Raw genomic sequence first — 22,897 nt, forward strand, 5'->3', positions numbered from 1 at the left:
CTCATTCTGAGACCAGCTACTGGCATCCGCCGGATTTTAGCCACTCTTACAGTATCCGTTTCATCTGGATGTTACACCGTTTGTAGGGCGAAGCCGGGCCTTTGACGCGTTCAAAACCCAGCTTGTGATACAGGCTGATCGCGGGTTTCAGGATCGTATTGCTTTCCAGATACACCGTTGTGGCACCCAGCTGTTTTGCTTTTTCGAGTACGGCCTGCCCCAGCAGCCAGCCCACATGTCTGCCCTGCGCGCGGGGCGAGACCGCCATTTTCGCCAGTTCGTAGGTTTCGTCGTCCATCTTCAGCAGCGCACACGTGCCAACAGCTTCGCCGTCGTAGAGGGCCATCAGGATGCAGCCACCCGGCTGAATAATTTTTTCGTACGGGTGATCCAGTGCCTGATAATCGGCGGCTTCCATGGTGAAATAAGTCGTGATCCACTCCTGATTCAGCCGCCGAAACGAGTCGTGATACGACTCCTCATACGCGACAATCTCGACCCGGCCGCTCTCGCGCTGTTTGCGCTGCCGACTGGTTCGGGCCAGCATACTCTGCTGATCGAGCAGGTAATCCAGCTCATCGAGTGCCTGCCAGATATTGTGCTGCATCTGACCCAGTAGCACATCGACAACCTGGGCGACATCGGCAATCTGCTCCTGAAGAAGCGGTAGCTGCTGCTGCGTTTTCTCTGACAGGGTAACTATCGTTTTGCGCCCATCATCGGCCGATTTGGCGACGTGCACGTAGCCCCGCCCCTGCATCTCCTTCACAATCTGACTGACCGACGCCTGCGAATGACCGATGGATACTGCCAACTGGGCCACCGACTGATTATCCTGCTGACTCAGGGTGTACAGCACGGGAAACCACCTCGGTTCGATTTCCAGACCGTATAGCTGGTATATTTTGGCGGCTTCCTGCGTGAGCCGGTCGCTGGTTTGGCGCAGTCGGCTACCCAGCGCCATGGCGCCTGTTCTCTGAAAGAAATCGTTTTGCATAGGTTTTTATATAAGCCCTTATGCAATTAACAGAATACTAGTGTCCGTTGCAAATGCGGGTCGCAATACCGTATTTTGCATCCATAAATCACGTACCTGAAATGAATTTCCCCGCAGAACTGAAATATACGCAGGACCACGAGTGGATTCGGCTGGAAGCCGACGGAACGGCCGTTGTTGGCATCACTGATTTTGCGCAGCACGAGTTGGGCGACATCGTTTTCGTCGACGTATCGTCGGTTGGTCAGTCGCTGGCGCAGGGCGACGTATTTGGGTCGGTCGAAGCCGTTAAAACTGTATCTGATCTGTTTTTGCCCCTCGAAGGTGAGATTCTGGAACTCAACAGCGCGGTCGAGAAAAAGCCCGAACTGCTCAACAGCGACCCCTACGGCGATGGCTGGATCATCAAGATCAAACCGGCCAACACCGATTTCGACAGCCTGCTAAGCGTCGACGCCTATCAGGAACTGGTGGGAGCCTGATCGTTCTGACTATATACCAATAAGAAGGCTCCACCAGCACCGCGCCGGGGGAGCCTTTTTTATGAAAACGCAACGAGCAACTTTCTTCATGAACCTATTTATTCGCGCGGCCCGGATTGTTGATGCGACTTCGGCCCACGATGGGCAAGCGGTCGATCTGCTGATTGAAAACGGCCTGATTCGGCAGATTGGCACTGACCTATCGGCTCCCGACGGTATCCGGATAATCGAAGGCGATAATTTACACGTGTCGGCGGGCTGGCTCGACATGCGGGTGCTGGCCCAGGACCCCGGCTTCGAGCACAAGGAAGACCTCACGAGCGTATGTCGGGCGGCAGCGGCTGGCGGCTTCACCGACATTGCCCTCCTGCCCAACACGCAGCCGGTTATCGACGCGAAAGGCGCGCTGGGTTATGTACAGCGAATGAGCGACGGACTCGACGCGCGGGTTCATGTACTGGCAGCCGTAACGAAGGGAGCCGCCGGGGTCGACTTTACGGACATGATCGATCTGCACCATGCCGGGGCGGTCGCCTTCTCCGACGGGACGCACTCGCTGCAAAACCCCGATCTGCTGCTGAAGACGTTGCAATACCTGCAACCCATCGGCGGGTTGCTCATCAATCAGCCCGAAGAAGCCACCCTGACCCGGTACGGGCAGATGCACGAGGGGATTCAGAGTACGTTGCTGGGTATGAAAGGTATACCGGCGCTGGCCGAAGAAATTGCCGTCGAGCGCGACCTGCGGCTGCTGGCTTACGTGCTGGAAGACAGCGAAGAATCGACCGGCGATCGGCCATCTGCGCTGCATTTCTCCACCCTGTCGTCGGCCCGGTCGGTCGAGCTGATCCGGCAGGCGAAAGCACAGGGCCTGCCCGTTAGCTGCGATGTTGCCGTTCACCAGCTCGTTTTCACCGATACCGACCTGGCTGGTTTCGACACCAACCTGAAAGTAAACCCGCCCTTCCGCTCTGCCGCCGACGTCGACGCGCTCTGGGCCGGACTGGCCGATGGTACCATCGACGCGATTGTATCGGACCATACTCCGCAGGATGCCGAAAGCAAAAATCTGGAATTTGACCTGGCGGAGTTCGGGATTATCGGTCTGGAAACGGTTTTTGCCGCGCTGATGACCCACAACCGCGCCCTGCCGCTGTCGCTCCTGATCGACCGGCTAACGACCCGCCCCCGGCAGATTCTGCGGCTACCCGCTACCCACATTGCCGAAGGTGAACCCGCTACGCTGACGCTCTTCGACCCCACGCAGTCGTGGACGTATGCCAAAACACGCTCAAAATCGCACAACTCGCCATTTCTGGGCCAAACCCTGACTGGCCGGGTATTGGGCACGGTGGTTGGCGGGCATTTCACGGTTAAGTGAATCGATTAATTACATTGTCCCCGGCAGCTTCCAGCTGTCGGAGCCGTAGGCTAAGTGCAATTACCTGATTAGCCGCTGACGCGGCTCCGACAGCTGGAAGCTGCCGGGGACAAAATACAGTCAATGGTTGAGTTTTCTGCTGTGCCGGTGCATGTTTCAGCTGCGTGGTATATCACTCATCGAATGGTTACCCATAGACTTTGAAAATATTGATATGAATACCTTTCTGTCTTACTTCAACAACCCGCTGCTGAAATATCCGGTCTTCGGGGGTTGATCACCGGGCTTTTCTGCTTCATCTACTTCCTGTCTCTGTACGCGCTGGGCATTCCCCCGCTGGGCAACATTCGCGTGCTCGACTTCGGCATCGTCATCATCATGATGATTGCGACCGTCTGGTACTACCGGAAGCACGTAGGCAAGGGCACGCTCCACCTGTGGGAAGGCATTACAATCTGCTACGTGCTCAACACGATAGCCGCCCTGCTGACAGGATGGCTCATTTATTTTTTCGTCACGGTTGTCAATCCCGACGTATTTGCGGAATACGTCATTAACTCAAAAAAGCTGCTCCTCGAAGGCAAAAAACAACTGGTCGATCAGTTCGGGCCGGAAACGTTTGCCGAGCAGTGGCAGAAGGTCAGCGCGATGACACCCGGCGTGCTGCTGCCCGACGAAATGACCAAGAAAACCGCGCTGGCCGTGTTGCCGGTGCTGATTATTTCGTTGATCTTTCGCAAACAGGATTACGGTATCTACCGGCAGTAATTACTCTGTGTTCTCTCTATAACCAATCGTTTCTTTTCCACTGTTACCATGAACGAACAACCTTCTTCGGCGCGCATTGCCCTCAAATGGGGCGGTATTCTGGGTCTCGTGCTGATTCTGATTACCCTGATTATGTACATGACCAACCCGGCGGGCAACCCCAGCTTTTCAGTCCTGACGCTGGTGGCGATGGTTGGCTTTCTGGTGCTGGGCTTGCAGGAGTACCGGCGCGCAAACGAAGGTTTTCTCACCTACGGCGAAGGAATGAGTATCGGCGCGCTGCTATCGGCGGTAGCGGGGCTGCTGTCGTCGGCGTTTATTACGTTCTACAACGTTGTTATCGACCCGACTATTCAGCAGCGGACCATTGAAGGAGCCCGCGAACAGCTGGAGAAGCAGGGCATGGACGACGATCAGATTGACAAGGCGATGGAGCTGGCGCAAAAATTTCAGTCGCCCGGTTTCGTTTTTGTATCGGGTGTGTTCGGTACCATCATCATGGGTGTGCTGCTGACCCTGATCGTCGCGGCTGTGCTGCGCCGGAATCGCCCCCTGTTCTAACCCGCACCTTACCCCAATCGCTATCCGTGCTGGCTATTTTTCGTAAAGAAATCAATCAGTTTTTCTCGTCGCCCATCGCGTACATCATCATGGCTGTTTTTCTGACGGCTGTGGGGCTGATGCTGTGGGTGTTTCCGGATACAAGCCTGCTGGACGCCGGGTACGCCGACCTGTCCGCTTTTTTCAGCCTGACACCCTACGTACTCCTGTTTCTGGTACCGGCCATCACGATGCGGACCATTGCCGACGAGGTCCGCAGCGGTACCCTCGAATGGGTGCTGACCAAGCCCGTCAGCCGGTGGGGCGTAGTGGGGGGCAAGTTTTTGGCCTGCTGGCTGCTGGTGCTCATTACCCTGCTCCCAACGCTGCTGTACTATCTGACGCTGTATCAGCTCGGCTCGCCCGTCGGCAACATCGATTCGGCGGGGGTGTTCGGTGCCTACACAGGGTTGCTGCTGCTGGCGGGCGTGTTTGTCGCCATCGGGTTGTGGGCCTCGTCGCTCAATGATAATCAGGTGGTTGCTTTCGTGCTGGGCGTCTTTCTGTGCTTTCTGCTGTTTGTTGGGCTGGGCGCCATTGCCAGCCTGCCGATACTGGGCAGCGCGGGCTACTACGTGGGGTATTTCGCCCTCGATGAGCAGTACCGCGCGCTGGGTCGTGGCCTGATCGACTCCCGCAACGTTATTTATCTGTTGAGCCTGATGGCCTTTTTTTTATGGCTGACCGTCAATCGGTTGAACCGGTAAGAGTGTAGACCAAAAACGCTATGAACACAATGATCTTTAAAAAACTGCTGTTGATCGCGGCTATCGGGTGGACAATCATCATGTTTATCGGGTGCTCGTGGCCGGGTGAAAGCGTGCCGGAATCGCTCTCGAACCGGGATAAACTGACGCACATCGCCATTTTCGCGGCCTTCGGTTTTCTCTGGCGGCTGGCGGGTCAAAGTACCGTCAAGGTGTTGCTGGCGGGTATTCTCTACGGCGTCCTGATCGAGATCTGGCAGGGTATCATGCCCATCAACCGGTCGTGCGATCTGGCCGATGCCGTAGCCGATACGGCTGGCGTTTGCATCGGTATCCTGCTCGCCCTACCCATTAACCGGTACCTGTCGAAAGTCGTTTAGAGGCTGTTTGCGCGTTCAGGCGCGCTTCCCCTATATCCCGTGCCGGAGGGCAAACTGGATCAGGTCGGTGACTTTAGTGATGCCTAATTTGAAGTGAATGTTTTTGCGGTGTGTCTTCACCGTTTCGACGCTGATATGCATCCGGGCGGCTATCTGCTCATTGTTCAGCCCTTCCCGAACCAGCGCCACCACTTCTACTTCCCGAAAACTCAGGTTTAACCGGCGGGCAAATTCGTCGCCGAACGCGTCGTCGATGGGCGCAGCTTTGTTTGCCAGCTCACCAACAAAGTGCGTTTCGTTGGCCAGTACCGCCCGGATACCCCGCAGTAAATCGGCCGTTTTGGCCTCCTTGAGCATATACCCGTGCAGGCCCGCCCGGCGGGATTCGTCCATCAGCCGGGTCTGGTTATACATCGTCAGCATCAGAATCCGGACGGCGGGAAAGTTGGCCATGATGGTCTTGCCGAGGTCGATGCCGTTGCTATGGTGGAGGTTTATATCGAGCAGAATCAGATGCGGGCTGGTACGCTGGATGGCGGGCAGCGCATCAGCTGCGTCGAACACCTGTCCACAGATCATCAGGTCGGGTTGGGTGCTGAGTAAACTAACCAGCGCGTCGTTGAAAATACGGTGATCGTCAATCAGTAGCAGGCGGGCGGGGTTGGGGCGGTTCATGGATGTGGAGTGGGTAGGTGATTTCCAGAACAACCAGCGTACCGGCTTCACTCGCGTCGCGCCACAGCGTTGCTCCGATGTATTCAGCCCGTAATTTACTCGTTTTTAACCCAATTCCGGGCGAATTACCCGCTAAAGTCGTTCGGTTACCCAGTCCGTCATCTTCAACCGTGATGGTCAGCTTATCGTCGTAGTACAGCAGCTGAACGGCCGCCCGGCCCGCCTTTGCATGCTTGTTGACGTTCTGAACCTGCTCCGACACGATCCGGTACAGATTCAGTTCGGTATCGAGTGGCAGCCGACGTTCATTCCCAGATACCAGAAACGTAAACCGGGTTGGTACGAGCGGCTGGCTCTGCACCAGTTGTTCCAGCGCGTAGCGCAGACCGATCCGGGCAAATTCGGGCGGCATCAGGTTGTGCGCAATTCGTCGGAGGTCGTCGCTGCTTTTCTGCACCAGCGGCACCAGATCGGCAAACGCCTGCTGACCCGCATCATCCTGCACAAGGTCCTGCATATCGGTCAGGCGTCGGTTCAGCGTAGCGAGCGTACCGCCCAGGTCGTCGTGCAGATCGGCCGCCAGCCGCGCCCGCTCCGATTCCTGGGTCTGGATAATGCGGGCGTCGGTGGCCTTGCGTTCGTAGGCCAGCCGTAGGTTGGCGTCGGCCTGTCGCTTGCGGAGCCGGGTCGAGTACAACAACAGACCGAGCGCAACCAGCAGCAACAGGGTCGAAACGAAGCCGAAAAACAGCCAGTTGCGTTGTGTCTGATCGGCCTGCTGCTCCACCGTCCGATCGAAATCCTGTTGCTGGAGTCGGTGCCTGGCCTGCTGTTGGGCAATCTGGGCGTCCGCCCGTTCCTTGTCCAGCATCCGTAGCTTTTCGGTTAGCAGATTACGCCGGTAGAGCCGATCGGCCTCTGCGTCAGCCCGCAGTTGCACCAGCTGCTTTTCCTGCTCCACAGTTCGCACCCGTTCGGCCTGTAGCTGCTGCGCCTGCTTACTCTGCAACGCCAGCTGATCGTATTCAGCCTGCTTCTCGATGCTCATCAGTTCCAGCCCGCGCCGGTCGCTTTCGATACTGTCGCGAACCGTTACGTACCGTTTGTAGTAACCCATTGCGCGCTGCCAGTCGTGCTGCCGCTCGGCCACCAGATACAAAGTCCTGTAGGCCTGCTCCAGCACAAACTTGTTTGGCCGGGCCAGGTGCAGTACTTTCTGAGCATACCAGATCGCCAGTTCGTCGTTACCCAGCCCGGCGTAGATACTGGCCAGTGTTCCCCACCCTTTCGATTCACCTGTCGACTTGATACGCTCCCAGACAGCTTCCGCTTTCTTGCCATAATGCAGCGCCTGCCCGTAGTGACCATATTTCAGATACAGTTCGGCCAGGTCATCAAAAACGTACCCGTATTCGGCTTCGGAAGACGTACGGTTCAGCATCGATTCGGCTTTCAGGTAGTGCTGTTCGCTGGCCTGAAACCGCCCCTGCCGGTTGTAGATACTGCCCACGTGCTGTTCCAGATCAATGAGCAGGCTGTTTGTTATGGCCGACCGATACACAGTATCCCGGATGATAACCTGCCGCGCCAACTCGGTGTAGTGGAGCGCTTTGGCGTATTCGGTCGACAGTTTGTACAGGCTACCCAGATGCAGGTTAGCCTGAAATCGAACGTTATCGTAGTACTTGTCCGGCGGAATCAGGGAGAGCACATCGAGGTTGAGCCGCAACGCTTTGGGCGTGTTTATTTCGCCCGTTCGGTAGTAGGCTTCGAGCAGCAGCTTACCGTTTACCTCGTAAAACAGATTTTTCCGGTCATGAGCCTGCCGCACCAGCTCATTCCCGAAGTAAAGCAGGCTGTCGCGACGCCCGGACCATACCTGATACAATTGAGACAGGCGATACAGGCACTGAAACAGAAGGGTATCGGTGCGTGGGGTAGCAGCGGTAGTAGCCAGCCGGGCGTAGTGCTGTTTGATTACCCGCGCCATACTGTCCATATACGCCACATTACCCCGTCGGTTGCTCAACAGGGCGGGTATCGGCTGACCAACCGACGGCTGACAATACCCGATCAGTAGTCCGGCAAGCAGAAGAGTGATGACGACATAGCGACTAGACTGACCTCGGTACATATCGCCAAGTTAACAGCCTTTGCGGAGGAGTAAAAATACCCCGAACGTGGTATAGGAACCGCTTTATCAATCGGGCATTTTTGTATCATCTTGCTTCTTTCCACACCATACGATTGACTGGCCAGCACCGCTTAACCGCTTGCTGGTCAGCAGCAAACGCCCGATAAGCTCCCTGCTTAGTCGGGCGTTTGTGTTTCAGGCGCTGCCCGGCCCGGCATTCCCAACGTTTCCGCATCGGGGAACGAGTACGGGCAGCCGGGTGCTTTCCCGCCCGCCCGACAGGCGATAGTTGCAGACCGTCGAATGGCTCATACGGTTAAAAAGTGGCCAACAACGGCTACCCTTTCGCGAAAATTCGCCAATTTGAGGCCCACTAACCATTGATTTTTATGCACATTGGATTTGTTGGTCTGGGTAAGATGGGGTTCAACCTTGTCAAGAACCTGATCCGTCATGGTCATACCGTTGTCGGCTACGACGTCAATCGGACGTTGGTTGATTCCATCAAAGAGCAGGGCGCACAAGGTGCCTATACGTTGCAGGAACTGTATGACTCACTGCCCGAGAAGCGGATACTGTGGCTGATGATTCCGGCTGGACCGCTGATCGACAAAGTCATCGAAGAACTGCTGGGCGTTATCAAATCCGGCGACACCCTGATCGACGGTGGTAACTCGCACTACAAAGATTCGATCCGGCGGCACGATTACCTCAAGGAAAAAGGAATCGGCTACCTCGACTGCGGCACGAGTGGCGGCATGAGTGGCGCCCTCAACGGTGCCTGTACGATGGTCGGTGGCGACGCCGACGTGATTGAGCCGCTGCACGGCGTATTCACGGATATTTCTGTCGAAAACGGCTACCTCTACACGGGTCCGTCGGGGAGTGGCCACTTCGTCAAGATGGTGCACAACGGTATCGAGTACGGTATGATGCAGTCGATTGCCGAAGGCTTCGAAGTACTCGACAAGAGCGATTTCCCGATCGACTTTGAAGCGGTTGCCAAGATGTGGAGCCACGGCTCGGTTATTCGCGGCTGGCTGATGGAGCTGACGCAGAACGCGTTCAGCAAGGACCCGAAGCTGGACGAGATCAAAGGCCGGATGTTTTCGTCGGGCGAAGGCAAATGGACGCTCGAAACCGCCCTCGATCTGGGTGTACCGACGCCCGTTATCGCCATGTCGCTGATGATGCGCTACCGTTCGTTGCAAGACGACACCTTCACGGGTAAAGTAGTGGCAGCCCTGCGCAACGAATTTGGCGGCCACGCGGTCGAGAAAAAGTAGATTCGTCTTTTTTCGACTTATACGGCTGGTAATGAGTCTGGGAAACAGTCTCTGACTACAACTGTGTACCCAATAAGCTTCATTATCCAGTCGACAATCAAATCTATGTAAACTTGCTTCGTTACTTACCTGAGGCACCTGTTGACAACCGGCGGATTGTTTAACATTCGCCGGTTTTTTTTAGCTACTTATCCTTCATATCTCAATCATCCGCCGTACTAACTATGAAAACACTTGGCCCCATCCACGACCCGGTTTTCACCGGTCGTACGTATTCTCGTCTCGATCAGGCGCTGCTACCCTTTATCAAAGACGAACGCGATCTGCCATTTGTCTATCTGACGCTTAAAATTTCGCTGACGCTCATTCCCCTGTCTATTCTCCTGTTTATGCCCTTCGTGACGGGGGCGCTATGGTGGGGTATCGCGGCTGTCCATTTCTATATCAGCAACTTTGTATTTAAAGGGCCGTTTGGTCTGATGCTGCACTGCACGAGTCACCGGCAGTTTTTCAAGTCTGAATACGACTGGATGAACAAGTACATTCCGTGGATTGTAGCCCCGTTTTTCGGTCACTCGCCCGAAACGTACTACAGCCACCACATCGGCATGCACCACTCGGAAAATAACCTCGAAGACGACGAAAGCAGCACCATGACCTATCAGCGCGACAGCCTGCGTAGTTTCATGGCCTATTTCGGACAGTTTCTGCTGCTGGGCGTCCACGAGTTGCTGGGCTATCTGCGCTGGAAAAACCGGGACAAGCTGGCGAAGCGCGCCATGATTGGTGAACTGTTATTCATCGCGTTCTGCATTGGGCTGTGCTTTGTCAACTGGCCCGCTACGGTGGCGGTATTTATCCTGCCGATGTTTATTTACCGACTGATCGCCATGCTCGGCAACTGGACTCAGCACGCTTTTGTGTGCAGCGAAGATCCGGGTAATGCCTACAAAAACAGCATCACGTGCATCAACGTGAAGTACAACAAAAAGTGCTGGAACGACGGCTATCACATCAGCCACCACATCCGCCCGGCGATGCACTGGACCGAGCACCCTGGCTTCTTCCAGAAAACCATCGATAAATACGCCCAGCACAAAGCGGTCGTCTTCGATGGTCTCGATTTCCTGCAAATTTTCTTTCTGCTGATGCGCCGTCGCTACGACCGGCTGGCGAAGCACATGGTCAACGTCAACGGTGTTTTCGCCAACGAGCAGGAAGCGATCGAACTACTCCGCAGCCGCACGCAGCGTATCCCCCTGACGGTTGCCGAGCCGGTGGCCGCATAGGTTAGTTCGAGGTTTGTAGTTTATAGTTTGTAGTTGCTGGCGCATGAGAGCTGGCACAAAAGGAGCGGGTTGCCCTGACGCGATGGATCTATTTCCTGCGTCAGAGCAACCCGCTCTTTTTTTGTACAAAACCGGCGTCTGTGCCCTACTCTACTCCCTTGTGTCTGTGTCTTCACCGCGCCACGGAGGCAGACATTCATGCGCCAGCCATCGCAAGCGGTATGTGTCTTCACAGACCTGGGAATAGAACAGGCTCAACTTTCCAACTCTATAACTATTCAACTCTACAACTCTAAAACTATCCAACTCCCCTCAACTATTTCCTCCATCAATCCGGGCTTCGATGACACGCTGCACGTCGGTCGGGACGGTCGACAGGAAATCGTAGCCGGTTAGTTTTTCCAGTGCGTCGACACTCATCAGGTAAGCCTGCCACGGCTTGTCGGCAGCGGTCGGGACGTTGGGAATACCAACCGCAATGACACGTGTGTTGGTGGTGATTCGGTTCAGATCGTCGGAGCCAACGGGCAGTACCACGATGATTTTCCAGAGCAGCGCCGGTACGGTAATCTTGCCATTGGCGATGCCGTTGGCCGGTCCGTTCTGTCCCGTTCCGCCCGTTCCGTTGGGGCCAGCGATGATATAAACTTCGTTGCCAGTGTCGATCAGCTTACGTTCGTACTCCTCCAGAAACCGCCAGACCTCCCGGTTATGACGCGGAGATTGTGGCACGATGTTGGATAAAAAGAACGTAGTGGCGTTGTCTTCGGGCGACCCATCGCGATCGTCGGAGGGGCACAGATGCCCCCGGTCGAAGCCCGTGTTGCTGTAATCACTCGTGCGGATAACGGCCCAGCTCGCCGGAATCATCGGGTCGGGGCGGAACTCATTGGCACGTTTCGCGTCGCCTTTCCACGCAGTACTCAGATGCCAGCTCACCCAGTTGGCAATGCCCCGCTGCCGGTTATACGACAGCACGTAGGTTGGTCGGCGGATTATAAAATTGTCGTCGCCTTCAGGCAGGTTCGCCGTTGGGCTACCCAGCGCCAGGTTATCGTCGCGGGTAGGCTCCGTGCTACCGATGGGTGGCGGAGCGGTCGGTGGTCCACCCGGCAATACAGGACGTCGGCAGCCGTTGACAAACAGGCTGATCCCGAGGAAAAGGAGAATTGTTTGCTTCATACCAAAAAGCCGAATTGATTTTGCTACCATTCCTGATGAACTTTACGTAAGAATCGAGTACTCACCGCAACTGTAACGCTAAACTGATCTGAAACAGACGCTTCGCTGCTCTCATGTCCAAAAAAAAGAACGCTGGTAATCCAACTGACCAACCCAACGCCGACCGGCCTACCAGACCAGTCGCCCCCAAGCCGGTAACGCCAGTTGCCAGCCGACCGGCCCCGGCCCGCGCGGCCGACACCACCGTCCGGCAACCCGTTCGCCCGGTAGCTGCCGCATCGCAGCCGCCCAAATCAGACCTGCCCATCGACCACCGGCCGTTTGTCTGGTGGCCCGTTGCCGCACTGGGCCTGCTGGGCGTGCTGCTCTACGTCAACACGTTCGGACACCAGTACGCCCTTGACGACATTGCCGCTATTGAGCAGAACCTGTTCGTTCGCAAAGGTATCGCCGGTATTCCCGATCTGATGCGTACCGAATTCTGGCATTTCAGCAATATCTCGCTCGGCTACTACCGCCCGCTTTCCCTGATCACGTTTGCGCTGGAGCAGGAATATTTTGGCACCAACCCCGGCGTCAGCCACATCATCAATGCCGTACTGTACGGCCTGACGGGCGCTGTGATTGCCGTTCTGCTGCAAAAATGGCTTCCCGGCCAGATAGTTATTGCCTTTCTGATCGGGCTGGTCTTTATCGCGCACCCCCTGCACACCGAGATTGTTGCCAACATCAAGGGGCGAGACGAAATTCTGAGTTTTCTGTTCATTTCGCTCATGTTATTGAGCTACTGGAAATACCTGGAAACCAATGACTGGGGCTGGATCGTCGGTTCGTGCCTGTCGCTCTACTTTGCCTTTCTGTCGAAAGAATCGTCGGTCGTCAGTCTGGCCCTGATTCCGGGGATGCAGTACTGGTTTGCCAAACGCAACGTGTGGCAGTCGCTTATCAGCCTGTGGCCGTTTCTGATCGTAGCCGCCCTGTTTTTCTACCAGAAGCAGCGAATGATTGGCACACTGAGTGGTAACCCACCGGTCGACTGGGCCAACTACCCGTATGCCATCGAGAAAACGCAGAAGTCGACCACGTTCAAGTTTCTGATGTACTACATCCGGCTGCTGGTACTCCCCCACCCGCTGGTCTACGATTATTCGTACAACATCATTCCGTCCGGCGGCAAGGGCGACCTGCTGACTTGGGCGGGTTTTGTTACGCTGATTGGTCTGGTCTGGCTGTCGTGGAAAGGCTTTGTGAAACGTACACTGTGGGGCTTCGGTCTGTTCTGGTTTTTCGTGACGATGATGCCGGGCCTGGGCTTTATCTGGGCGCGGGGCGGCATCTTCGCCGAGCGATTCCTGTACGCAGCCGTGATGGGCTTTGCCTTCGTCTTTGTCTGGGCCGCTCAGAAGCTACTGGTTCGCCAGCCGGACAACGAAAGCAACGCAACACCGGCACCCCGCCCGGTACTGGTTCGATACGCACCACTGCTGGCATTGATGGTCGTTGTCGCGGGTCTGTATTCGTTCAAGACGGTCGACCGCAACCGGGATTGGGAAAACAACTTTGTGCTGTTTAATTCAGCGCTGCCGGCCGCCGAAAATAGCTGTCAGGTACAGCGGCACGTTGCCAACGAGTGGATTCAGAAGGGGCTGAAAGACCGCGCCGTGATCGATTCGGTTTCGGCAAAGCTGCCTAAAATGAAACAGCCTGATTCGCTGCGCCGGGCACAGATTTCGCTGGATACCGCGCAGAAATGGGCCAACACCCACGGCCGATGGGCACTCGACCACCTTCAGGAGTCGACCCGGATTTATCCAAGTTTCGGTGAAGCGTACTTCTCGATGGCCTACGTGTTCCAGAAGATCATTCCGAACGTCGACTCCGCCAAGTACTATTACAAGCAAACCATCCGGGCAGCCAATGCTTACGCACCGGCTTACAATAACCTGGGGGTCATTTACCAGACCGAAGGCTTTTCCAACAACGACCGGCGGAAGCTGGAACTGGCGTCGTACTACTACAACCGGTCGATGGTCGTAAACCCCGCTTACGTCGACGGGCAGAACAACCGTAACAACCTGATGAAGGCGACGGGGATCAACGTACAGGCGTTACCCGACTCGATTATAAACCGGTATTAACACCACCGATAGCCTGACCAAAATCGCCGTGCTGCCCCGCAGTTACGGCGATTTTGCGTTATAGTCAATTACTAACACATGATACGTTAATCATTATGCGAATTGGCTAAGCTTTTGCTAACCCCGAATACTGGATAGCACCAGTATGTCGATACAACAGATACATCAGCTCAAAACGAGCCTACGCCCGGACCGGCACCTGCCGGACAGACACCCGCAGATCGAACGATACTGGTACCAATCCGTAGCGCACATACCAGCATGAGTACTATCGGACGATACTGGCGGACGGTCCGTCATCTGCATGCCCGGCAGATGGTGTATCAGCTTGCCTACAGACTTCGCCAGCGATCGGCACTACGGTTGCCCAATCACGCACCGACGGGCTACCCACTGACGGTACCGGAGCCCACAAAGCCGGTGTCTTACAACGTCGATGGCACCTTTTCGCTGCTGAACTGCCCCCCGCTGCGCCCGGAAAACTGGAATGAAGCGCGGCATGGCAAGCTCTGGACCTATACGCTTAACTACTTCGACTGCCTCAATCAGCCGACGATGGATATGGCGACGGGACTGGCGCTGATCGACGATTTTATACAGCAGACCAGCGAACTTGTCGACGGTATGGAACCGTACCCGATCTCGCTGCGCATCGGCAACTGGGTTCAGTTTCTGAGCCGCCATCGGGTACAGGACGCTTACATCAACACGCACCTGTTCATGCAGGCCGATCGACTGCACCACCGCCTGGAATACCATCTGGGGGGCAATCATCTGCTCGAAAACGGCATTGCGCTGCTGACGGCTTCCCTGTTTTTTCGGCACCGGCGCTGGTTCGACAAAGGGCGTTCACTGCTCTTGGCCGAACTCGACCGCCAGATACTCCCCGACGGGGGGCACGACGAACGCAGCCCGATGTACCACCAGATCCTGCTCGACCGGCTGCTCGATCTGCTGTTTATACTGCGCGGGTCTGGCTGGCCGACTGATACGGCACTCATGGAGTTTCTGACGCGAAAGGTCGGGCAGATGCTGGGCTGGCTCGATACCATTACGTTTGGCAACGGCGCTATTCCGCTGGTCAACGATGCAGCCGTCGGCATGGCACCCGATACCTGTCAGCTTCGGTGGAAAGCGATCCGGCTGGGCGTGCGCCCGATCGGCGGTCGGCTGGCGGAGTCGGGTTACCGTATGATTCGTCGGCCCCGCTACGAACTGCTGGCCGACGTAGGGCCGATCGGGTCGGGGCTTCAGCCGGGTCATGCCCACGCCGATACACTGTCGTTTATTCTGCACATCGACGACAAGCCCGTCCTGATCGATGCGGGCACCTCAACCTATCAATTGGGCGTTCGGCGCCTGTGGGAGCGCAGTACGGCCGCGCACAACACCGTCGAGGTAGGCGGGTTAAGCTCGTCGGAAGTGTGGAGCACGTTCAGGGTGGGGCAGCGGGCCCGGGCCACCGTAACAGCAAGCAGCGACGATACACTGATAGCCTGCCACGACGGTTATAATGAGTTAGGTATCGTTCACGAACGATGCTGGCAGGTAACCCCCACTGTTATTCGCATCGTGGATCAACTCGTTCCGAACCGTCGACGCCCGGAGACAAAAACCGGGATCGCCCGGTTCTACGTCCACCCCGACGTCCGGGTTCAGCAGTCGGATTCGGGTATTCGGCTTGGATCGCATCAGCTATCTTTTCTGGCTGATATGCCTCCGACGATTCGTATCACCCCAGTGGACCTGAGCGACGGCTTCAACCGGCTCCGGCGCGGCACGTGCATTGCTGTAACCTTCCAGCAACAACTTACCACGACGCTCGCCCTCGACGAATGACCATCCTGTACCTGACTTATTATTTCCACCCTGACCTGAGTGCCGGTTCGTTCCGCAACACACCATTCGTCGATGAACTCGCCCGGCAGCTGAGCCCCGCCGATACGATACACGTCATCACGACCCAGCCTAACCGCTACCGCTCGTTCAGCGTAGCGGCTCCGGCGCAGGAAGACCGCAGCCCGGCAACCGGCGCGCGGGTGTGGGTAGAGCGGGTGCAAGTACCCGCCCATACGGGTAGCATGCGCAGTCAGGTCCGGGCGTTTGTCGCTTACTACCGGGCTGTCTGCCGCCTGACCCGCGACCATCATTACGACCGGGTGATGGTGTCGTCGTCGCGGCTGTTCACCGCGTTTTTAGGGTCGATGGTTGCGCGCCGACAGCGGGCGGAACTCTCGCTCGACATCCGGGATCTGTTTCGGGAAAGTATTCTGGATGTACTACCCCACCCGCTGATCCGGTTGCTCCTCAACCCGGTCCTGACCCGGATAGAGCGCTACACATTCGGCCGGGCGAAGCATATTAACCTCGTCTCAAAAGGGTTCAAGCCTTACTTCGACCGATTTCCCCGCGTCAGCTACAGCTACTTCACCAACGGCATCGATACCGAATTTCTTTCCGCAGTCAGCGACGCAAGCAACCCATTGCCAGAAAACAAACCACGCACGCTGCTCTACGCCGGAAACATCGGTGAGGGGCAGGGGTTGCATATCATTCTGCCGGAGGCCGCCCGGCTGCTCGGTAACGGCTATCGATTTATCGTAATCGGCGACGGGGCCGGACGGCGAAAGCTCGAAGCGGCTATCCGGGTCGCGGGCGTCACGAACATCGACCTGCACGCACCCGTCAGTCGACACGAGCTGCTCGATGCGTACGCGCAGGCTGACTATCTGTTTGTACATCTCAACGACCTGAACGCATTCCGGCGGGTGCTACCGTCAAAACTGTTTGAGTACGGCGCTACCGACAAACCGATCGTGGCCGGGGTAGCCGGTTATGCCGCGCAGTTCATCCGTGAACACCTCACCAATACGCTGCTCTTTGCGCCGGGCGACGCGGCCGGGCTGGTACAGCAGCTACAGCAGACACGCTACCAACGACTGACCCGCCCCCAGTTTGTCGACCGGTTTCAACGCCAGACGATCATGGCCGACATGGCCCGTCATTGGCTGGCATCAGCGTCCGTTTTGCAGCCCGTTCCCACCGACGTTTAGCCGTTTCTGTTGCCCATAAAAAATGCCGACAGCCTGACGTGGCTGTCGGCATTTTTTATGCGTTATACTGCGCTTACCGGATGCTGCGGCCTACGGCAATCAGTTCTTCGGCCGGAATGGCACCAACCACTTTCCGGATGACACGGCCATCGGCATTGATATACAGCAGGGTAGGATAAGCCTCCAGCGGGTACACTTCCGACAGGGCCGGGCCTTCGCCCTTCTCCATGTCCATCTTTACATTGATGAATTTACTGTTGTACAGATCGCCCACGGCACGCTGCGTAAATACTTTCTTCTGCAACATCTTGCAGGGACCGCACCAGCTCGCGTACGCGTCTAGGAAGATGATTTTCTTCTCGGCCTTCGCCTTTTTCAGCACGTCTTTCCACGACGCTTCTGTAAACTGAATCCCTTCTTCTTTAGCGCTTGCCGGTTTGCCGGTTGACGACTTGCCGGGCGATGATTTACCGGGCGATGCGGCCCAGGTTCCTGCGAGCGTAGCGCCAACGAGCAACATTACCAGCAGCCAAGTTACTTTTCTCATAGATCGACCGGCGAACCGGTATGTTTGATAGTTTCGGATGGATAACGAATCAACGGATCGCTTTCGTTTCTGCGCCGTTCGGAATCCAAAGTAAGCAAGTCGCCCGGCAAAACGCAACCGTGGCTTTTTGGCGATTCTTTCCGACCTTTGTCCCTTGTTCTTCCGCCTTCGTTATGCCCGTTAAGCAAGCCGAATTTTTCGTCAGTAACTCCGACCCGGCTAAGTGCCCCCCACCCGACCGACCCGAATACGCGTTTATCGGGCGCTCCAACGTGGGCAAATCGTCGCTGATAAACATGCTGACGGGGCGTTCGTCGTTAGCCAAAACATCGGGCAAGCCGGGCAAAACGCAGCTCATCAACCATTTCATCATCGATAATGAATGGTACCTGGTCGATTTACCGGGTTATGGCTACGCGCAGGTGGGTAAGGCCGAACGCGAGAAGTTTGCAGCCCTGATCGATGGTTACCTCACCAGCCGCCCTAACCTGCTGTGCATTTTCGTACTTGTCGACTCGCGCATCGACCCGCAGCGCATTGACCTCGACTTCATGACGAATCTTGGCGAGCGTGGTCTGCCGTTTGTCATCGTGTTTACCAAAACCGAAAAACTAAGTCAGCTTAAATTGCAGGCGGCACTCGATCAGTACCGGGCGACGCTGCTTCAGACCTGGGAAGAAACCCCGACCATGTTTGTAACCTCGGCGGTGACGGCAGCCGGGCGCGAGGATATCCTGGGCTTTATCCGCCCCCTCAACGTCGACTACCGGGCCGCGAAGAAGTAGGCCCGGCGGGGTCGCAGCAGCCGGGTTGTTAATTCGTCTTAATTCATCAGTCCTTCATTAGAAAAAGGCAATACGCCGGCCGAAACAGGCGTTAGTCAGTTACTACAGTATTTATGGAAGCCCTAAAACAGATTGCCAACATTGCCGGTCAGAGCGGCCTGTATCGTATCCTGAAACCCAGCCGCAACGGGGTCATTGTTGAAACGCTCGACGATAAGAAAACCAAAACCATGATGGGCCCAACTGCCCGCGTTTCGGTTCTGAATGATATTTCAATTTACGTAGACACCGAAGAGCAGTCGGTGCCGCTGGCTGATGTGCTGCTGGCCGTCAACGAAAAGTACGGCGAGAACCTGACCGCTGATCCAAAAGGGTCGAACGACGAGCTGGCCGACTTCATGGCAACTGTCGTACCCGATTACGACCGGGACCGCGTTCGCCCAGCCGACATCAAGAAGTTAATCGTGTGGTATGGCCTGCTCCGGCAACATGCCCCCGAGATTTTCGAGGCTCAGCCCGTAGCAGAACCAACCACCGACGAGGCACCGGCTGAAGAAGCACCAGCCACCGAGACTGAGTCGGACGAGAAAGCATAAGCAGAACGAGCCTACGGGCTGATCTGCAACCAGTTTCATTTTTCAGTGAGAACGGAAAAGCCGCGATGACCCTTGGTTTCGCGGCTTTTTTTTATGATACCCGTTCAAAATAATTTAAGCATTCGTGTTTCCTGCCAGCTCATTTGACCGACTAATCTCCCGCGACAGCACAGCCGTAGCCAGTTGTCTGTCGCTGCGTTACTTTTTTTAGGTGCAAAGCCGTACAATCCTATCTCTACACACGCTACTGCCTAAGCAAGTTGTTGCCATGAAGCATTCTGCCACGGAGATCCACGAAGACACAGCAAAGGAACTGTCGGATAAACTGCTGATAAAGAACATACCGCAGTCACTGCTCAACGCTGTGGTCGGAACTGTCGAAAGCTACCAGCGGGTAGTTCGGGCACTCGTTATGTTAGTAATCCTGCTGACATTAGCCATCGTACTTCTTGAATATTTCCGACGGTGGTGGAAAGATGATTTTGAACTGCATTTTCCGCTGGGCGGAACCGCTATTGTTTTGCACTCGTCGACCGATAGCAAGGAGTTTAAGAGCGCAGTTTTTATCGTACCGGCTTCCAAATGCTGGGTAAATACCGGCTTGGAAATTAAAAATGGGGATCGTGTCACGATTCGGGCATCTGGTCAGATCCATTTGGCGATGGGTCAGATCAAGCCGGAGCGGATTCCATTGGTACCGTGGTCAGAACCAGACGGTTCTCCGTTTGTAAAGCTGGACAGCATCGACCGCAGCGACTTACTGATTCACAAACACTACGACCAGAATCATCAGCTACTGATAGGGAATTTAGTAGGCTACCTTCTACCAGTCGGCGAGAGCGACAATGATGAACTCATCCCTTCGTTTAAAACACCTCATCCCACCAAATATGGGGGTATATTTCACATCGGCAGTAAACTGGACGGCAAACTCAATGATACAGGCAAAACGGTAAATCTCTGGCTCAGTATAAATGATATTGTGCTGGAAGAGAGTGCCAAAGCCGAGAGTGCGTACATGGGCCATCATGATGCATTTATCAACAATTTTATCAGTCAGGCCAAAGGGGAAGATAGTCTCGATAACGATGAACTTCGCAACGTAAAATTAGCCGCTCAGAAATCGTGGATAAACCGACAGAAAGAGTGGCCTGTTGTCAAGAAAAATAAAGCGTGGGATCTGTACTATTACGATAGCATCGGCCATTATCTGGTGACCATCGAGAAACAATAAACATCGGTACTGAGGGTCATTTTTATAGCTGTATTGAATTTCCCGACCGCAGCTACAGCTCAGTACTTATTGGTTGTGCAACGAAAATGCCTTACTCTACAAGAACGACTCTCGTAGGGTAAGGCATTTTGCGAAACTGGTAATCCTGTCGAAAAAATTAATCGACCGTGCTGAGTTTAACGGTGTTGGTCCGGCGGGCCTGCGTCAGCGGCATGCTGAGCGTGTTGATGAAAATATCGCCCGATACCAGCCGCTTCTGACTAATCAGCGTCTGCTTGATACCTTCAACCGTTTCATCGACAGTTTGGTCTAGGTTGGCTTCGTACGGCATCACCTGCACACCCCAGTACAGACCGAGCGTGTTGCGCAGTTGCGCGTCGGGCGAGAACACCAGCAGGTCGGCTTTGGGCCGGTGGTGCGAAAGCCGCACGGCCGTGTAGCCGGAATTTGTGATACCGATCAGGGCTTTCGCGTGCGTGTCGCGGGCCAGGCGGCAGGCGCTCATCACTACGTTGTCGTTGATGGCGTTTTCACTCGGCTGCTCGTTGACCTGCGCGTGGTAGCGGTAATAAATCTTGTCAGACGTGGTCTCTACCTGAAGAATGGTGTTGGCCATCGCTTCAACCGCCAGAATTGGGTACTTACCCGATGCGGTTTCGGCGCTCAGCATCACGGCGTCGGCACCATCCATCACCGAGTTGGCGATGTCGTTGATTTCGGCGCGGGTCGGGCGGGGCGCGTCGATCATGCTCTCAAGCATCTGCGTCGCTACGATGACCGGCTTGGCGGCACGGTTACACTTCTCGACCAGCATCTTCTGAATCATCGGCACTTCTTCGGCGGGCAGTTCCACGCCGAGGTCACCCCGGGCTACCATCAAACCGTCGGTAGCGGCAATGATTTCGTCGATGTTCTGAATCGCTTCCGGCTTTTCGATCTTGGCAATCACGCGGCTTTTCTTGCCCCGCGACCGGATATATTCTTTGATTTCGATGATTTCCGAAGCTTCCCGAACAAACGACAGGGCGATCCACTCGGCGTCGTGCTCCAGACCAAACTCCAGGTCGGCCCAGTCTTTCTCGGTCACGGCTGGCATCGACACTTTCGTGTTGGGCAGGTTAACACCCTTCTTCGACTTCATCGGACCACCGTATACGACTTCCGTAACAACATCGGTTCCTTCGGTCCGCAGCACGCGTACTTCCAGCTTACCGTCGTCCATCAGAATACGCTCGCCGGTGTGCACGTCTTTGTACATGTCTTTGTACGGCGTACTGACACGCTCAGACGTACCGATGATATCGTCGTTGGTAAACGTTAGTTCGTTACCTGCTTCGATCAGTACACCGTCTTTACTCTCGACGTTACCGATACGAATTTTGGGCCCCTGCAAATCCTGCAAAACGCAGAGGTTGAGGTTATGTTCAGCGTTGATTTCGCGGATGCGGTTGAGCCGCATCAGGTGATCTTCGTGGGTACCGTGGGAGAAGTTGAGCCGAAAGACGTTTACTCCGGCCTGAGCCAATGCCAGCAATTGTTCTTTCGTTTCGGAAGCCGGGCCTATCGTGGCCACGATCTTGGTTTTCTTAGACATGAGGGACGGGAAAAATTGGGCAACATCGGCCAGAAGCCGGTGCAAAAATAACCGGTGGGGTAAATAAACAGTGGTATTAACGGAAATTTTACCCGCCGTCCTGCATTGCCTATCTTGCACCCCTATTCGTAAACTCATGGATCTAGGACTGCAAAAAAAAGTGGTTATCGTCACTGGTGGCGCGCGCGGTATCGGGGCAGGAATCGTCAAAAGTCTGGCCGCTGAAGGGGCAATTCCCGTCATCGTAGGCCGGAGTGAAGTACACAATCTGAACCTGGTTGCCGAGCTGGAAACCGCCGGGCAGCAGGCGTTTCAGGTCGTTGCCGAACTCACCGACCCGGAGGCTTCCCGGCGGGCTGTCGATGCTGTGCTGGCGCAGTTTGGCCGGATCGACGGGCTGGTCAACAACGCGGGCGAGAACGACGGCGTCGGGCTGGAGTCGGGCGATTACGAACGGTTTATGCATTCGCTGCACAAAAACGTGGTGCATTATTACCTGATGGCGCACCATGCACTGCCTGCCCTGAAAGCATCGAAAGGCAGCATCGTCAACATCACGTCGAAAACCGCCGACACCGGGCAGGGAAACACGTCGGCCTATGCAGCCGCCAACGGGGGGCGCAACGCGCTGACCCGCGAGTGGGCCGTCGAACTGCTCAAATACGGTATCCGGGTCAATGCGGTGGTCGTGGCTGAATGCTGGACTCCGCTCTACGAACGCTGGATTAATTCGCTGCCGAATCCGGAAGAAAAGCTGGCGTCGATTACGGATCGTATTCCACTCGAAAACCGCATGACGACCGCGCAGGAAATTGCCGACGCCGTCGTGTTTCTGCTATCGCCCCGGTCGAGCCACACCACTGGTCAGCTTGTCTACGTCGACGGTGGTTACGTCCACCTCGACCGGTCGCTGGCAAACGCCGAGTAGTCAGCGTAGCCTGTCAATCTTTACCTTAGAAAGGCAGCGTCGATGGCGCTGCCTTTCTGCGTATACACCCTTCTCGTTTAGCCGAATATATTTTACTTTTGCTATATAGCTTGCACTAGTAACTCAACGAATTGGTCGTGG

The 22,897-nt window shown here is 55.6% G+C and carries 21 protein-coding genes; 15 read left to right on the plus strand and 6 right to left on the minus strand.

The genetic code is table 11. The annotated features are described in order from the left end of the window. Nucleotides 1–46 precede the first annotated feature (46 nt). Entirely contained in the window at nucleotides 47–997 is a 951-nt protein-coding gene (locus HH216_RS02015; protein ID WP_254448647.1) for a bifunctional helix-turn-helix transcriptional regulator/GNAT family N-acetyltransferase, read from the minus strand. A 101-nt stretch (nucleotides 998–1,098) separates the two neighbouring features. Between HH216_RS02015 and gcvH the strand changes: the two genes are divergently transcribed. From gcvH to HH216_RS02045, 6 genes are all read left to right on the plus strand, one after another. Continuing rightward, a complete protein-coding gene (gene gcvH / locus HH216_RS02020; RefSeq protein WP_169549274.1) occupies nucleotides 1,099–1,479 on the plus strand; it encodes a glycine cleavage system protein GcvH in 381 nt (126 codons plus the stop codon). Nucleotides 1,480–1,567: 88 nt separating this feature from the next. Beyond that, on the plus strand, nucleotides 1,568–2,860 hold the full coding sequence (locus HH216_RS02025; RefSeq protein WP_169549275.1) for a dihydroorotase: 1,293 nt from the start codon (nucleotides 1,568–1,570) through the stop codon (nucleotides 2,858–2,860). 273 nt (nucleotides 2,861–3,133) lie between these two features. Continuing rightward, nucleotides 3,134–3,628 carry a DUF4199 domain-containing protein gene (locus HH216_RS02030; protein ID WP_332871451.1) on the plus strand — a complete coding sequence of 165 codons (495 nt, stop codon included), beginning with the start codon at nucleotides 3,134–3,136 and terminating at the stop codon, nucleotides 3,626–3,628. 48 nt (nucleotides 3,629–3,676) lie between these two features. Continuing rightward, nucleotides 3,677–4,189: a DUF4199 domain-containing protein gene (locus tag HH216_RS02035; protein ID WP_169549276.1), complete on the plus strand. Its 513-nt coding sequence runs from the start codon at nucleotides 3,677–3,679 to the stop codon at nucleotides 4,187–4,189. Nucleotides 4,190–4,215: 26 nt separating this feature from the next. Continuing rightward, nucleotides 4,216–4,935 carry a gliding motility-associated ABC transporter permease subunit GldF gene (gldF, locus tag HH216_RS02040; protein WP_169549277.1) on the plus strand — a complete coding sequence of 240 codons (720 nt, stop codon included), beginning with the start codon at nucleotides 4,216–4,218 and terminating at the stop codon, nucleotides 4,933–4,935. Nucleotides 4,936–4,955: 20 nt separating this feature from the next. Then, a complete protein-coding gene (locus HH216_RS02045; protein WP_254448648.1) occupies nucleotides 4,956–5,315 on the plus strand; it encodes a VanZ family protein in 360 nt (119 codons plus the stop codon). Nucleotides 5,316–5,345: 30 nt separating this feature from the next. Here HH216_RS02045 and HH216_RS02050 read toward each other — a convergent pair whose 3' ends face one another. Together HH216_RS02050 and HH216_RS02055 are read right to left on the minus strand one after the other, a co-directional pair. After that, the gene (locus HH216_RS02050; protein WP_169549278.1) at nucleotides 5,346–5,990 is read right to left on the minus strand and encodes a response regulator; all 645 of its coding nucleotides are present in this window, start codon (nucleotides 5,988–5,990) and stop codon (nucleotides 5,346–5,348) included. Then, on the minus strand, nucleotides 5,953–8,124 hold the full coding sequence (locus HH216_RS02055; RefSeq protein WP_169549279.1) for a tetratricopeptide repeat-containing sensor histidine kinase: 2,172 nt from the start codon (nucleotides 8,122–8,124) through the stop codon (nucleotides 5,953–5,955). Before HH216_RS02055 ends, HH216_RS02050 begins: the two co-directional genes overlap by 38 nt. A gap of 389 nt (nucleotides 8,125–8,513) precedes the next feature. On the opposite strand from HH216_RS02055, the gene gnd reads away from it, so the two are divergent. Together gnd and HH216_RS02065 are read left to right on the plus strand one after the other, a co-directional pair. Further along, complete coding sequence (gnd, locus tag HH216_RS02060; RefSeq protein WP_169549280.1) at nucleotides 8,514–9,410, plus strand: phosphogluconate dehydrogenase (NAD(+)-dependent, decarboxylating); 897 nt, start codon at nucleotides 8,514–8,516, stop codon at nucleotides 9,408–9,410. 224 nt (nucleotides 9,411–9,634) lie between these two features. Next, a complete protein-coding gene (locus HH216_RS02065; protein ID WP_169549281.1) occupies nucleotides 9,635–10,699 on the plus strand; it encodes a fatty acid desaturase family protein in 1,065 nt (354 codons plus the stop codon). Between the two features lie 312 nt (nucleotides 10,700–11,011). Here the strand turns inward: HH216_RS02065 and HH216_RS02070 are convergent, their stop codons facing one another. Next, entirely contained in the window at nucleotides 11,012–11,881 is an 870-nt protein-coding gene (locus HH216_RS02070) for a DNA/RNA non-specific endonuclease (RefSeq protein ID WP_254448650.1), read from the minus strand. A gap of 113 nt (nucleotides 11,882–11,994) precedes the next feature. On the opposite strand from HH216_RS02070, the gene HH216_RS02075 reads away from it, so the two are divergent. The 3 genes from HH216_RS02075 to HH216_RS02085 all read left to right on the plus strand — a co-directional run bounded on the left by HH216_RS02075 (nucleotide 11,995) and on the right by HH216_RS02085 (nucleotide 17,072). Further along, on the plus strand, nucleotides 11,995–14,019 hold the full coding sequence (locus HH216_RS02075) for a tetratricopeptide repeat protein (RefSeq protein WP_254448651.1): 2,025 nt from the start codon (nucleotides 11,995–11,997) through the stop codon (nucleotides 14,017–14,019). A gap of 261 nt (nucleotides 14,020–14,280) precedes the next feature. Continuing rightward, nucleotides 14,281–15,858 (plus strand): heparinase II/III family protein, encoded by a 1,578-nt coding sequence (locus tag HH216_RS02080; protein WP_169549283.1) that lies wholly within the window; start codon nucleotides 14,281–14,283, stop codon nucleotides 15,856–15,858. Then, nucleotides 15,855–17,072, plus strand: coding sequence for a glycosyltransferase family 4 protein (locus HH216_RS02085; RefSeq protein ID WP_169549284.1), 1,218 nt, complete (start codon nucleotides 15,855–15,857; stop codon nucleotides 17,070–17,072). The genes HH216_RS02080 and HH216_RS02085 overlap by 4 nt, the downstream gene beginning before the upstream one ends. A 73-nt stretch (nucleotides 17,073–17,145) precedes the next feature. Here HH216_RS02085 and HH216_RS02090 read toward each other — a convergent pair whose 3' ends face one another. Beyond that, nucleotides 17,146–17,619: a thioredoxin family protein gene (locus HH216_RS02090; RefSeq protein ID WP_169549285.1), complete on the minus strand. Its 474-nt coding sequence runs from the start codon at nucleotides 17,617–17,619 to the stop codon at nucleotides 17,146–17,148. A gap of 173 nt (nucleotides 17,620–17,792) precedes the next feature. Between HH216_RS02090 and yihA the strand changes: the two genes are divergently transcribed. The 3 genes from yihA to HH216_RS02105 all read left to right on the plus strand — a co-directional run bounded on the left by yihA (nucleotide 17,793) and on the right by HH216_RS02105 (nucleotide 20,234). Continuing rightward, nucleotides 17,793–18,404, plus strand: a complete 612-nt coding sequence (gene yihA / locus HH216_RS02095; RefSeq protein WP_169549286.1) for a ribosome biogenesis GTP-binding protein YihA/YsxC — start codon at nucleotides 17,793–17,795, stop codon at nucleotides 18,402–18,404. A gap of 113 nt (nucleotides 18,405–18,517) precedes the next feature. Then, on the plus strand, nucleotides 18,518–19,000 hold the full coding sequence (locus HH216_RS02100) for a DUF5606 family protein (protein WP_169549287.1): 483 nt from the start codon (nucleotides 18,518–18,520) through the stop codon (nucleotides 18,998–19,000). 268 nt (nucleotides 19,001–19,268) lie between these two features. Then, nucleotides 19,269–20,234, plus strand: coding sequence for a hypothetical protein (locus HH216_RS02105; RefSeq protein ID WP_169549288.1), 966 nt, complete (start codon nucleotides 19,269–19,271; stop codon nucleotides 20,232–20,234). A 157-nt stretch (nucleotides 20,235–20,391) separates the two neighbouring features. Here the strand turns inward: HH216_RS02105 and pyk are convergent, their stop codons facing one another. After that, nucleotides 20,392–21,828, minus strand: a complete 1,437-nt coding sequence (gene pyk, locus HH216_RS02110) for a pyruvate kinase (RefSeq protein WP_169549289.1) — start codon at nucleotides 21,826–21,828, stop codon at nucleotides 20,392–20,394. Nucleotides 21,829–21,964: 136 nt separating this feature from the next. On the opposite strand from pyk, the gene HH216_RS02115 reads away from it, so the two are divergent. Continuing rightward, nucleotides 21,965–22,756, plus strand: a complete 792-nt coding sequence (locus HH216_RS02115; protein ID WP_169549290.1) for an L-fucose dehydrogenase — start codon at nucleotides 21,965–21,967, stop codon at nucleotides 22,754–22,756. Nucleotides 22,757–22,897: the final 141 nt, after the last annotated feature.

The sequence above is a fragment of the Spirosoma rhododendri genome (assembly GCF_012849055.1).
GTDB classification, from domain to species: Bacteria; Bacteroidota; Bacteroidia; order Cytophagales; family Spirosomataceae; genus Spirosoma; species Spirosoma rhododendri.

Excerpts from the sequence above, each read along its gene's own strand:
- HH216_RS02015 (WP_254448647.1), bottom strand. The coding sequence starts at position 997 with ATGCAAAACGATTTCTTTCAGAGAACAGGCGCCATGGCGCTGGGTAGC.
- gcvH (WP_169549274.1), top strand. The coding sequence starts at position 1,099 with ATGAATTTCCCCGCAGAACTGAAATATACGCAGGACCACGAGTGGATT.
- HH216_RS02025 (WP_169549275.1), top strand. The coding sequence starts at position 1,568 with ATGAACCTATTTATTCGCGCGGCCCGGATTGTTGATGCGACTTCGGCC.
- HH216_RS02035 (WP_169549276.1), top strand. The coding sequence starts at position 3,677 with ATGAACGAACAACCTTCTTCGGCGCGCATTGCCCTCAAATGGGGCGGT.
- HH216_RS02045 (WP_254448648.1), top strand. The coding sequence starts at position 4,956 with ATGAACACAATGATCTTTAAAAAACTGCTGTTGATCGCGGCTATCGGG.
- HH216_RS02050 (WP_169549278.1), bottom strand. The coding sequence starts at position 5,990 with ATGAACCGCCCCAACCCCGCCCGCCTGCTACTGATTGACGATCACCGT.
- HH216_RS02055 (WP_169549279.1), bottom strand. The coding sequence starts at position 8,124 with ATGTACCGAGGTCAGTCTAGTCGCTATGTCGTCATCACTCTTCTGCTT.
- gnd (WP_169549280.1), top strand. The coding sequence starts at position 8,514 with ATGCACATTGGATTTGTTGGTCTGGGTAAGATGGGGTTCAACCTTGTC.
- HH216_RS02065 (WP_169549281.1), top strand. The coding sequence starts at position 9,635 with ATGAAAACACTTGGCCCCATCCACGACCCGGTTTTCACCGGTCGTACG.
- HH216_RS02070 (WP_254448650.1), bottom strand. The coding sequence starts at position 11,881 with ATGAAGCAAACAATTCTCCTTTTCCTCGGGATCAGCCTGTTTGTCAAC.
- HH216_RS02075 (WP_254448651.1), top strand. The coding sequence starts at position 11,995 with ATGTCCAAAAAAAAGAACGCTGGTAATCCAACTGACCAACCCAACGCC.
- HH216_RS02080 (WP_169549283.1), top strand. The coding sequence starts at position 14,281 with ATGAGTACTATCGGACGATACTGGCGGACGGTCCGTCATCTGCATGCC.
- HH216_RS02085 (WP_169549284.1), top strand. The coding sequence starts at position 15,855 with ATGACCATCCTGTACCTGACTTATTATTTCCACCCTGACCTGAGTGCC.
- HH216_RS02090 (WP_169549285.1), bottom strand. The coding sequence starts at position 17,619 with ATGAGAAAAGTAACTTGGCTGCTGGTAATGTTGCTCGTTGGCGCTACG.
- yihA (WP_169549286.1), top strand. The coding sequence starts at position 17,793 with ATGCCCGTTAAGCAAGCCGAATTTTTCGTCAGTAACTCCGACCCGGCT.
- HH216_RS02100 (WP_169549287.1), top strand. The coding sequence starts at position 18,518 with ATGGAAGCCCTAAAACAGATTGCCAACATTGCCGGTCAGAGCGGCCTG.
- HH216_RS02105 (WP_169549288.1), top strand. The coding sequence starts at position 19,269 with ATGAAGCATTCTGCCACGGAGATCCACGAAGACACAGCAAAGGAACTG.
- pyk (WP_169549289.1), bottom strand. The coding sequence starts at position 21,828 with ATGTCTAAGAAAACCAAGATCGTGGCCACGATAGGCCCGGCTTCCGAA.
- HH216_RS02115 (WP_169549290.1), top strand. The coding sequence starts at position 21,965 with ATGGATCTAGGACTGCAAAAAAAAGTGGTTATCGTCACTGGTGGCGCG.